Genomic DNA, 11,694 nt, shown 5'->3' on the forward strand with positions numbered 1-11,694 from the left:
AATCATTCCTTCGGCTGATTTGGCTGTCATATCGGCGAACTACAGTAACGGCCACACGTTTCCAGCCTGCTGCTCAATGAAAGGGATATTTATGTTGCAGACCCGCATCATCAAGCCCGCCGAGGGCGCCTATGCGTACCCGCTGCTGATCAAGCGCCTGCTGATGTCTGCAAGCCGCTACGAGAAAACCCGCGAAATCGTCTACCGGGACATGCTGCGCCTGACCTACCCGCAGCTTAACGAACGTATTGCACGGCTGGCCAACGTGCTGACCGCCGCCGGCGTGAAGGCCGGTGATACCGTGGCGGTGATGGACTGGGACAGCCACCGTTACCTGGAGTGCATGTTCGCCATTCCCATGATCGGGGCGGTGGTGCACACCATCAACGTACGCCTGTCGCCTGAGCAGATCCTCTACACCATGAACCACGCCGAAGACCGCCTGGTGTTGGTCAACAGTGATTTTGCAGGCCTCTACCAGTCCATTGCCGGGCAATTGACCACGGTCGAGCGCACGGTACTGCTGACCGACGATGCGGCCAGCCAGGCCACGTTGCCAGGCATGGAGGGCGAATACGAACAACTGCTGGCCGCTGCCAGCCCGCACTACGACTTCCCTGATTTCGACGAAAACTCGGTGGCCACCACGTTCTACACCACCGGTACCACGGGCAACCCCAAGGGGGTGTATTTCACCCACCGGCAACTGGTGCTGCACACGCTGGCCGAAACGTCGGTGACCGGCAGTATCGACAGCGTGCGCCTGATCGGCAGCGATGACGTGTACATGCCGATAACCCCCATGTTCCATGTGCATGCCTGGGGCATCCCTTATGCCGCTACCATGCTGGGCATGAAGCAGGTGTACCCGGGCCGCTACGAGCCAGAAATGCTGGTCAGGCTGTGGCGTGAAGAACGGGTCACGTTCTCTCACTGCGTGCCTACCATCTTGCAGATGCTGCTGAACTGCCCAAGCGCCCAGGGGCAGCACTTTGGTGGCTGGAAGATCATCATCGGCGGCAGTGCCTTGAACCGCTCGTTGTACCAGGCTGCCCTGGCCCGCGGCATCCAGCTCACGGCGGCGTATGGCATGTCCGAAACCTGCCCGCTGATTTCTGCGGCCCACCTCAATGATGAACTGCGTGCCGGCAGCGAAGATGAACGGGTCAGCTACCGCATCAAGGCCGGCGTGCCGGTGCCCCTGGTGGAAGCTGCCATTGTCGACGGCGAAGGCAACTTCCTGCCTGCCGATGGCGAAACCCAGGGGGAGCTGGTACTGCGCGCACCCTGGCTGACCCAGGGCTACCTGAACGAACCCGAGAAGAGCGAGGCCCTGTGGCAAGGCGGCTGGCTGCACACAGGTGACGTCGCCACCCTCGACAGCATGGGTTTCATCGATATCCGCGACCGCATCAAGGATGTGATCAAGACCGGCGGCGAGTGGGTATCTTCGCTGGACCTCGAAGACCTGATCAGCCGGCACGCGGCGGTTCGCGAGGTCGCTGTGGTCGGTGTGGCCGACCCACAGTGGGGGGAACGGCCATTCGCCCTGCTGGTACTCAGGGAAGGGCAGGCGGTCGATGCCAAGGCACTCAAAGACCATTTGAAGCCGTTCGTGGAGCAAGGGCAGATCAACAAGTGGGCCATTCCAAGCCAGATCGCCGTTGTTACTGAAATTCCCAAGACCAGTGTCGGCAAACTCGACAAGAAACGTATCCGCCAGGACATCGTCCAGTGGCAAGCCAGCAACAGTGCGTTTCTTTCCACCTTGTAACGGGGCGGTAACCGGGGTGCCTGCGGCAATCTGCCCGGGGGTAACCCGCGTGGCAGAGCGCCCGGCGCCTTGCCAAACGGCGCAAATGCGCCATCCTTGAGCACTGCCAGCCTGCACGCGGAGCAAACACCAGCGGGTTGGCGGCATGGAGCGCAAATCACACTTTAGAGGGATCAAGCGCCTGTGCCTTGCTGGCTATAGTCGGGGTCAGGGGCTTTTCGGGAGGGGAGGGTACGCAGGCGCACGCTTGCATGCCGGTCGTTCAGGCCATTCCTGAAGGGACTCACTGCCATAACAAAAAAGTACATGGAGTAGCGTCGATGAAATCTGCAAACCCGTTCTGGCGCAGGGCCAGGTTGCCCATGGCCGTCAGCCTTGCTTCCACGCTCGCCGGCCCAGCATTCGCAGTCAGCTTCAACATTGGTGAAATCGAAGGCCAGTTCGACTCGTCGCTCTCCATAGGCGCCAGCTGGTCGACCGCCAACCCCAACCGCAACCTCATCGGGGTCAACAACGGCGGCAAGGGCCTGTCGCAAACCTCTGACGATGGCCACCTGAACTTCAAGAAGGGCGAAACCTTCTCCAAGATCTTCAAGGGTATTCACGACCTGGAGCTCAAGTACGGCGACACCGGCATCTTTGTGCGCGGCAAGTACTGGTACGACTTTGAACTCAAGGACGAGCACCGTCAGTTCAAGGACATCAGTGATTCCAACCGCAAGGAGGGCGCCAAGTCGTCCGGTGCCGAACTGCTCGACGCCTTCGTCTACCACAACTACTCCATCGGCGACCAACCGGGCTCGGTGCGCCTGGGCAAGCAAGTGGTGAGCTGGGGCGAAAGCACCTTCATCGGCAGCGGCATCAACGCCATCAACCCCATCGACGTGTCGGCGTTTCGCCGGCCCGGGGCCGAGATCAAGGAAGGCCTGATCCCGGTCAACATGTTCTATATCTCCCAGAGCCTCACCGACAACCTGTCAGCCGAGGCGTTCTACCAGCTTGAGTGGGACCAGACGGTTGTCGACAACTGCGGCACCTTCTTCTCCCAGCCAGACATCATTGCCGACGGCTGCAACAACAACCTGCGCGTGCTCAATAGCAGCCGCACCGTGCCGGCAGCAGCCCGCCAGTTCCTGGCCACGCGGGGTGTGAACATCAACGAAGAAGGGGTGATGGTGCGCCGGGGCGGCGACCGCGATGCCCGTGACAGCGGGCAGTTCGGTGTGGCCATGCGCTACATGTTCGAGCCGCTGGACACCGAGTTCGGTGCCTACTTCATGAACTACCACAGCCGCGCGCCGATCTTCAGCGCCACCGGCGCATCCCCCTCGGTGTTCGCCGCCATCCCGACCCTGCCAGCGCAACTGCGCGCCCTGGCGCCGCTGATCGTTGCCGGCAACTCGCAGTACTTCGTGGAATACCCCGAAGACATCCGCCTGTATGGCCTGAGCTTCTCCACCACACTGCCCACCGGTACAGCGTGGAGTGGTGAGCTCAGCTACCGCCCCAACGCACCGGTGCAGTTGAACACCACCGATATTCTGTTTGCTGGCGTACGCCCGCTGGGCGGCGCACTCAGCAATGCTTCGCTGCTTACCGGCACCCCGGGCCAGGACCTGCATGGCTATCGCCGCAAGGAAGTCACCCAGTTCCAGACTACCCTCACGCACTTCTTCGACCAGGTGATGGGCGCCAGCCGCATGACCGTGGTAGGTGAGGTGGGCGTGACCCACGTCGGTGGCCTGGAGAGCGCCTACGACACCCGCTACGGCCGCGACCCGGTTTACGGCCCAGGCCCACTGCCTTCTACCGGCGGCGCCAATACCTGCCAGGCACTCAACGCCAGCACCATCGCCGGTGCCGGGCCGGGCAGCTCCACGGCCAACCTGAACCGCAAGTGTGAAAACGACGGCTACACCACCAGTACTTCCTGGGGTTACCGCGCCCGCGTGATCTGGGATTACCCGGACGTGTTCGCCGGGGTCAACCTCAAGCCCAGCGTGGCCTGGTCCCATGATGTGTCCGGTTACTCGCCAGGCCCGGGCGGCAACTTCGAGGAAGGCCGCAAGGCAGTCAGCCTGGGGCTGGACGCCGAGTACCAGAACACCTACACCGCCAGCCTGTCGTACACCAACTTCTTCGACGGCAAGTACACCACCGTGGATGATCGCGACTTCGTCGCCCTCAGCTTCGGCGTGAACTTCTAAGCAAACAGATCCAGGACGACACGACATGAACAAGACCAGAAGTCTGCTGCAAGCCGGTGTGCTGGGCCTGTCCCTGCTGGCGACCAGCGTAATGGCAGCGGTGTCTGCTGACGAAGCGGCGAAGCTGGGCAGCACCCTGACGCCAATGGGCGCGGAAAAAGCCGGCAATGCCGATGGTTCCATCGGCCCCTGGCAGCCGCTGGCCAAAACCGCCGGCAGCGTCGACGGCAAAGGTTTCCTTGCTGACCCTTACGGCAGCGAAAAACCCCTGTTCACCATCACTGCGCAGAATGCCGACCAGTACAAGGACAAGCTCTCACCCGGCCAGTTGGCCATGATCAAGCGTTACCCGGACACCTACAGAATCCCGGTTTTCAAAACCCACCGGGGGTCGACGGTCCCCGCAGATGTGTTCGCCGCCATCAAGGAAAATGCCACCAAGGCCACCCTGGCTGAGGGGGGCAACGGGCTGAAAGACTTCCGCACGGCAGTGCCGTTCCCCATCCCGAAAACCGGGTTGGAGGTGATCTGGAACCACATCACCCGCTACCGTGGCGGCAGCGTCAGCCGGCAGGTGATCCAGGCTACGCCGCAGCATAACGGGTCCTTCAGCGCTGTGAATTTCTCTGACCAGTTCGTGTTCCGCGACCGGATGAAGGATTACGACCCGAACAACCCGGGCAACATCCTGTTCTACTTCAAACAGGAAGTGACGGCCCCGGCGCGTTTGGCAGGCACCGTGTTGCTGGTACACGAAACCCTCGACCAGGTGAAGGAGCCGCGCAAGGCCTGGATCTATAACGCCGGGCAACGCCGCGTACGTCAGGCACCGCAGGTATCGTACGACGGCCCGGGTACCGCGGCCGATGGCCTGCGCACCTCGGATAACCTCGACATGTACAACGGTGCCCCGGACCGCTACGACTGGAAGCTCGAGGGCAAGAAGGAGCTCTACATTGCCTCCAACGCCTTCAAGCTCGATGACCCCAAGCTGAAGTACACCGATATCGTCAAGGCCGGGCACATCAACCAGGACCTCGCCCGTTACGAGTTGCGACGGGTGTGGCATGTGGTTGCCACCCTCAAGCCTGGCCAGCGGCACATTTATGCCAAGCGTGACTTCTACATTGACGAAGACACCTGGCAGGCCGCCGTGATCGACCAGTACGACGGCCGTGGCCAGCTGTGGCGCGTGTCCGAGGCCCACGCCCAGCCGTACTACAACGTGGAGGTGCCGTGGATCACCCTGGAGGCCATCTACGACTTGCAATCGGGCAGGTACCTGGCCTTGGGCATGAAGAACGAAGAGAAGCGTGCATACGACTTCGGCTTCACCGCCAGCAAAGCGGACTTCCAACCCGCAGCACTGCGCCAGTCCGGCATCCGTTAATCCGGCATCACACGGGCGATGTAGGAGCGAGCACAGCTCGCGATGGGGCGCAAAGCGCCCCCCAGCCCCCCAATAAACCCGCTGAATACCCCACCAAACCCCCGCCTTAGCCTCTGTCCATCGCCGTTGTTGCTTTTTGTCGTAGTCTTTTCCCCAGTATTCGCCCCCCTTTGCCTTCAAATACGCGACGTTAACCGCTAGTCTCGCAAACACCGCTATCGCCGTATTCTTCCAACCAGAACGAGCCGGCCATGTCAGACCTGTCCCGTACGAACGGATTCGCCAGCCAGGCCATGGGCCTGCTGGACGGGCGTTTCTTCCGGCCACCCTTGCCCGATGGCCATGTCGCTCGCCAGCGCCTGTGCCAACGCTTGCACGCGGGGCTGGGTGGGCGTTTGCTGCTGGTCAGTGCACCTGCGGGGTTTGGAAAAAGCTGCCTGGCCATCGAGTTCTGCGAGGCGCTACCGGCCCATTGGCGTAGCCTGTGGCTGGGCTTGAGCCCGCGTGATGCCGACCCGGGTCGCTTCCTCGAGCGCCTGCTCGAGGGCCTGCAACAACACTGCCCGGCCTTGGGCGGGCAGGCCATGGGTTTGTTGAAGATGCGCCAGCGTCATCAGCCGTTCGCCTTTGAGCAGTGGCTCGACAGCCTGGTCGATGAGCTTGCGTTGTATTTCCAGGCTGATACGCCATTGCTGCTGGTGCTGGATGACTACCATCTGGCCCAGGGGCCTGTGCTCGATGGTTGCCTGCAGTTCTTCCTCAACCACCTGCCTGCTGGCCTGGTGCTGCTGGTCACTAGCCGACAGCGGCCTGACTGGCACCTGGCTCGCCTGCGCCTGTCACGGCAATTGGCCGAGTTGAGCGAACAAGATCTGCGCCTGACCGTGGATGAAGCCCTGGCGGTTATCGGCCGCAAGCCCACCAGCCTGCGCGGCCAGGCACTGGACAACCTGATCCAGCGCAGTGATGGCTGGGTGGCGGGCCTGCGCTTCTGGCAACTGGCTGCCAGTGAGTCGGCTGATGACCAGGCCTTGCCCCAGGCACTGCATGGCGGGGAAGGGCTGATCCGTGACTATCTGCTCGAAGAGGTCATCGACATGCTGCCTGCCGACGTGCAGGCCTTTCTCGATGAAACTGCTTGCCAGGAACGGTTCTGCGCGCCCCTGTGCGATGCACTACGGGTACGGAGTGACAGCGCCGCCATCCTGGGTTTTCTGCAAGCGCACCAGGTATTTCTGGTGCCCCTGGACGAACACGGCCGCTGGTTCCGCTATCACCACCTGTTTTCCGACCTGCTGCGCAGCCGTCAGCAAAGCGAGCCGCTGGCTGGCCGGCACCTGCGCGCCTGCCGTTGGTTCCAGGCCCAGGGTTTGCTGGATGAAGCCGTAGAGCAGGCGCTGCGCGGCGGGCACCTGGACGTGGCGGCCGACCTTGTGCAAAGCCTTTCTGAAGAACAACTGCTGGCCGAACAGAACGTCGGCATGCTGTTGCGCTGGAAGATGGACCTGCCCGACAGCCTGCTGATCAGTACCCCTCGGCTGATTGTGCTGTACAGCTGGGCACTGGGCCTTGCCTGCCAGCTGGATGCGGCCGAGGAACTGGCCGGCTACCTCAGCCGCTTTCTGCCCGCGCCCTCTGCCAGCGCGCAGAAATCCATGCTGGCGCAATGGCTGGCACTCAGTGGCGTGATCGCCCGCGGCCGCGGTGACCGCGAGCGAACCCTGGCTTACTGCAGCGAAGCGCTGCACAGCCTGCCTTGCAAGCGTTACGGCCAGCGCCTGGTGTGCCTGTCCACCTTGTCCAACCTGGCCATTGCCGAGGGTGACTTCTGGCGTGCCCGCGGCTGGAACCGCGAAGCGCTCGAGCTGGCCCAGCGGGTCGGCAACCCGTTGTTCGAAGCATTGGCCCATTACGACCGTGCGCGCGTGCTGCACGCCCGTGGCGAGGTGCTGCGTGCGCTCGATGAAGTGCGCCAGGGCCTGCAGCGCCTGCAAGGGCTTTCGGCACAACGCCTGTATGCCATTCGCGCACGTCTGACCCTGTACGACGGCTACCTGCAGGTGTCGCGCCTGAACCCCGTACAGGGCCGTGCCCGCTTGCGCGCGGGCCTCGGTGAAGCGCGCGCCTGCCGCGACATCAGCGTGCTCATCGGCCATTGCGTGATTGCCACCCTCGACGGGCGTGAAGGGCGTTTTGCCGAAGCGTTTGCCGAACTGGCCGAAGCGGAGCGCCTGATGCACATCTGGGACGTGCCGCCTGTGTACTACCTGGCCATGATCACCTTGGTGAAATGCGAGCTTTGGCTGGCACAGGGGCGCACAGACCTGGCAGAGTCCTGGCTGCAGCGCCTGGGCCAGACCTATGGGGGGGAGCAACCGGCCCTGGCCCCCGAGTTCCATCCCTTGTTGCCGTGCCATGTGGCGTTGCAGCAGGCAGGGCTGGACCGCAGCCGTGCGCGCTGTGAGGAGGCCGCGCAGCGCCTGGAGACGCTGGTCGCTCGCGGCCAGCGCTGTGGCGGCATGATGCTCACGGTCAGTGCGCTGGCGCAGTTGCTGGCGCTGTTGTTGGGTACTGGCCAAGCCGGCAAGGCCGCGCAATGGCTGCCGGGTTTGCTGGAAGCTGCGCGTGGCGGGGTACTGCAGCCTTTTCAGGTACTGCTCGAACAGCACCCGCAGTGGCTGGCCGAGCAGTTGCAGGGGCTTGCCAGCTGCCCGGTCCAGGGCGAACTGCTGCAGCGCCTGCCAAAAGTTGCCAGTACCGGCGCCCCTGGCATGGAGGCCTTGAGCGGCCGCGAGCTGGCGGTGCTCGAGCTGATTGCTCAAGGCTGGTCTAACCAACAGATCAGCGAGCGCTTGTTCATTTCGCTGCACACCGTCAAAACCCACGCCAGCCATATCAACAGCAAGCTGGGTGTGGAGCGCCGTACCCAGGCCGTGGCCAGGGCAAAATCCCTCGGCTTGCTGGCGTGACGCTGGCCCAGCGGGCGGCTGCTCGCTAAAATGCTGGCTTGGGGCCAGCCTGCAGGAACGCAGCTGCCCGCTTTCATCTTTTCCGAGCAGCTGCCGATACAGCGATCGGTGGCATCGCCTCGCGCGGTTTTTCCCATTATTCCAAGGCAGGTCGTGTTGATGCTGCAGTTCGGGCAAAAGAGCTTTCTGATCGTCGACGACTTCACCGACTTCCGCACCTCGACCCGCTCCATGTTGCGCGAGCTGGGCGTGCGGGACGTCGATACCGCCGACAGTGGCGAGCAGGCATTGCGGATGTGCGCGCAGAAGCGCTACGACTTCATCCTGCAGGATTTTCACCTGGGCGATGGCAAGAAGAACGGCCAGCAGGTGCTTGAAGACCTGATCATCGACAAGCACATCAGCCATGAATGCGTGTTCATCATGGTGACGGCCGAAAGCAGCCAGGCCATTGTGCTCAGCGCCATCGAGCATGAGCCGGACGCCTACCTGACCAAGCCCTTCAACCGGGTTGGCCTGGCCCAGCGGGTCGAGAAACTGTACCAGCGCAAGACCTTGCTCAAGCCCATCCTCCAGGCACTGGACCGTAATCGCCCCGGTGAGGTGCTGGCGGCCTGCGCAGAGCTGTGCAAAAAAGACCCGCGCCTGGCGCCGCTGTGCTTGCGCTACCGGGCCGATGCGTTGCGCAACCTCAACCGGTTCGAAGAGCTGGAGAAGTTTCTCAAGGCCATCCTGGCCAGCCGCCCACAGCCTTGGGTGTACGCCGCATTGGGCAGCCTGATGCACAAGCGTGGGCAGAATGCCCAGGCGCAAGCGGTGTATGAACAAGCGCTCAAGGCCTTCCCCATCATGCCAGCCCTGTACGACGGCATTGCCGAAGTGCTGGTAGCCCAGGGCGAAACCAAACGCGCCCAGGGCCTGCTGGAAGAGGCCGTGCGCCTGTCACCGCTGTCTGTAAGGCGCCAGGCGACGCTGGGCAAGCTGGCACTGGCCAACGAAGACTTCGACAGCGCTTCCAAGGCGTTCCGCCACGCGGTCACCCAGGGGCAAAGCTCGCGTTACAAAGACGCCGAGAACAACCTGGGCCTGGCCCAGGCGCTGATGAACCGCAACGCCGGGTTTGGTCTGGATGCCCGTACCCGTGTCGAGATCAACACCACCCTCAGTGAAGTGGCCAAGGAAAACCCTGAAGACCAGGGTTTGCAGGTTCGGGCGCGCATGATGAAGGCCGCCAGCCTGCAGCAGGCCGGTGACCCTGAAACCGCTGCCAAGCTGACGGAGCAGGCGGTGTTGCGTCTGGAAAAGATGAACCAGTTCTTCTCGGTGGATGCTGCCCTCACGGTTGCCCGGCAGTTGCAGGCCATGGGTCAGGATGCAGCGGCCACCGTGGTGCTCAGGAACTGTGTGGAGAGTTATGGCGACGACCCCAAGGTCATGGAAAAAGTGGGCAAGCTGACCGACGACCCGAGCGTGCTCAACGCCATTACCGAAGCCGTCACGCTCAACCGTCAGGGCGTGCGCAGTTACCAGGGAGGTCAGCTTGGCGAGGCATTGCAGATGTTCCGCAAGGCACTGGGCCTGCAGCCCAAAAACATCAGCATCGCCCTCAACACCGCCCAGGCGCTGCTGCGCATCGGCGGTGAGAATCCTCAGCCTGCGATCATGCAGGAGTGCCGTGACGCCTTGACCAGCGTGGCCGGCATTCCTGCTAGCGATAACCGCTATGACCGCTACCGCAAACTGCATACCCGGGTGTTCGGCGCATGAATCAAGACAATCAGGGGCTGGATTTTTCCACGGTGATCGCCTCCACCGTGCACGACCTGAAAAATTCGCTCTCCGCGCTGATCCAGTCCCACAGCCAGTGGGTACAGCGCCTGCCCGAGGAACTGCGTGGCGGCGTGGAGCAGGGCGTGATGGAGCACGAGTTCCGTCACCTCAATGGCATGCTCGTGCAGCTGCTGGGGCTTTATAAGCTGGGCGTCAACCAGCTGCCTGTGTGCCCCGACTATCACGAGCTGGACGACTTCATCGAAGCCCAGCTGGCGGCTCACGAGGAGGTGCTGCAGCACAATGCCATTCAGGCAAGCTGGCGCATCGACACCGATAACCCGCTGGGCTTCTTCGACCGTGAGCTGGTGGCATCGGTAATCGCCAACGTGATTACCAACGCCACGCGCTTCGCCGAGCAGGCGCTGTTGATTACCATCGAGGAAGCGGACAACCAGTTGGCCATCTGCGTGAACGATGACGGCCCGGGCTACCCACAGCGCATGATCGACCGGCAGCAGGAGTACATCCAGGGCATCGATTCCAACAGTGGCAGCACGGGGCTGGGCCTTTACTTTGCTGCACGCATTGCCGCCTTGCATGAAAGCAACGGGGTGCAGGGGCGGATCGAGATCTCCAACGGGGGCGAGTTGGGCGGCGGGTTGTTCAAACTGTTCCTGCCGTGATGGAGACTCCTTCATGGAATTTTCCTTTACCAGGGCACTCCAACCCTGGCATAGAGCCGTTTCAGATCTACCGCCTTCACGACTTACAGTAGGAGCTTGCCCATGTTCAACATGCGTCGCCTGATTATCGTCGGAACTGCCGCTGCCATGATGGCCGGCTGTGCTGGCCAGAACCCCTACGAGAACCAGGGGCAAGGCTCCGGTGGCATGAGCAAGACCGCCAAGTACGGTGGCCTGGGTGCGCTGGCAGGTGCCGTTGCCGGTGCTGCCATCGACCATAACCACCGTGGCAAGGGCGCACTGATCGGCGCCGCCGCCATTGGCGCAGCCGCTGCCGGTTATGGCTATTACGCAGACAAGCAGGAAGCCGAACTGCGCGAGAAAATGGCCAACACTGGGGTCGAAGTTCAGCGCCAGGGTGATCAGATCAAGCTGATCATGCCGGGCAACATTACCTTCGCCACCGACTCGGCCAACATTTCCCCAAGCTTCTATGCGCCGCTGAACAACCTGGCAGGCTCGTTCAAGCAATTCAACCAGAACACCATCGAAGTGGTCGGCTTCACCGACAGCACCGGTAGCCGCCAGCACAACATGGACCTGTCCCAGCGCCGTGCGCAGGCGGTCAGTACCTACCTGACTTCCCAGGGCGTCGATGCTTCGCGGGTGTCGGTGCGTGGTATGGGCCCGGACCAGCCGATTGCCAGCAACGCCGATGCCAATGGCCGCGCGCAGAACCGCCGTGTGGAAGTGAACCTCAAGCCAATCCCCGGTCAGCAGTACGACCAGCAACAAGGCCAGGTACAGCAGTACCCTTGATGCTCTTGTGTTAGGCAGTCAGGGGGCGCCAACCCCCCCCCCCCCCCCAACCCAAACTCCCAGGAGCGGATGGATAGGG

The 11,694-nt window shown here is 62.6% G+C and carries 7 protein-coding genes; all 7 read left to right on the top strand.

The window, feature by feature from the left end; all coding sequences use genetic code 11:
* Positions 1-91: 91 nt before the first annotated feature.
* The 7 genes from IAE36_RS19415 to IAE36_RS19445 all read left to right on the top strand — a co-directional run bounded on the left by IAE36_RS19415 (position 92) and on the right by IAE36_RS19445 (position 11,615).
* Entirely contained in the window at positions 92-1,774 is a 1,683-nt protein-coding gene (locus IAE36_RS19415) for a fatty acid--CoA ligase (RefSeq protein ID WP_201214070.1), read from the top strand.
* Between the two features lie 320 nt (positions 1,775-2,094).
* Complete coding sequence (locus IAE36_RS19420; protein WP_028631657.1) at positions 2,095-3,981, top strand: DUF1302 domain-containing protein; 1,887 nt, start codon at positions 2,095-2,097, stop codon at positions 3,979-3,981.
* 25 nt (positions 3,982-4,006) lie between these two features.
* Positions 4,007-5,371 (top strand): DUF1329 domain-containing protein, encoded by a 1,365-nt coding sequence (locus IAE36_RS19425; RefSeq protein WP_201214072.1) that lies wholly within the window; start codon positions 4,007-4,009, stop codon positions 5,369-5,371.
* Between the two features lie 251 nt (positions 5,372-5,622).
* A complete protein-coding gene (locus tag IAE36_RS19430; protein ID WP_201214074.1) occupies positions 5,623-8,340 on the top strand; it encodes a LuxR C-terminal-related transcriptional regulator in 2,718 nt (905 codons plus the stop codon).
* Positions 8,341-8,499: 159 nt separating this feature from the next.
* On the top strand, positions 8,500-10,107 hold the full coding sequence (locus IAE36_RS19435; protein ID WP_028631654.1) for a response regulator: 1,608 nt from the start codon (positions 8,500-8,502) through the stop codon (positions 10,105-10,107).
* Positions 10,104-10,796 carry a sensor histidine kinase gene (locus tag IAE36_RS19440; RefSeq protein WP_028631653.1) on the top strand — a complete coding sequence of 231 codons (693 nt, stop codon included), beginning with the start codon at positions 10,104-10,106 and terminating at the stop codon, positions 10,794-10,796. Before IAE36_RS19435 ends, IAE36_RS19440 begins: the two co-directional genes overlap by 4 nt.
* A gap of 102 nt (positions 10,797-10,898) precedes the next feature.
* Positions 10,899-11,615, top strand: a complete 717-nt coding sequence (locus tag IAE36_RS19445; protein WP_028631652.1) for an OmpA family protein — start codon at positions 10,899-10,901, stop codon at positions 11,613-11,615.
* Positions 11,616-11,694: the final 79 nt, after the last annotated feature.

It is taken from the genome of Pseudomonas sp. S36 (genome assembly GCF_016647875.1).
Classification (GTDB): Bacteria; Pseudomonadota; Gammaproteobacteria; order Pseudomonadales; family Pseudomonadaceae; genus Aquipseudomonas; species Aquipseudomonas parafulva.

Bases quoted from the DNA above. Each gene is read 5' to 3' on its own strand.
- IAE36_RS19425 (WP_201214072.1), top strand. From the start codon at position 4,007: ATGAACAAGACCAGAAGTCTGCTGCAAGCCGGTGTGCTGGGCCTGTCC.
- IAE36_RS19420 (WP_028631657.1), top strand. From the start codon at position 2,095: ATGAAATCTGCAAACCCGTTCTGGCGCAGGGCCAGGTTGCCCATGGCC.
- IAE36_RS19430 (WP_201214074.1), top strand. From the start codon at position 5,623: ATGTCAGACCTGTCCCGTACGAACGGATTCGCCAGCCAGGCCATGGGC.
- IAE36_RS19415 (WP_201214070.1), top strand. From the start codon at position 92: ATGTTGCAGACCCGCATCATCAAGCCCGCCGAGGGCGCCTATGCGTAC.
- IAE36_RS19445 (WP_028631652.1), top strand. From the start codon at position 10,899: ATGTTCAACATGCGTCGCCTGATTATCGTCGGAACTGCCGCTGCCATG.
- IAE36_RS19435 (WP_028631654.1), top strand. From the start codon at position 8,500: ATGCTGCAGTTCGGGCAAAAGAGCTTTCTGATCGTCGACGACTTCACC.
- IAE36_RS19440 (WP_028631653.1), top strand. From the start codon at position 10,104: ATGAATCAAGACAATCAGGGGCTGGATTTTTCCACGGTGATCGCCTCC.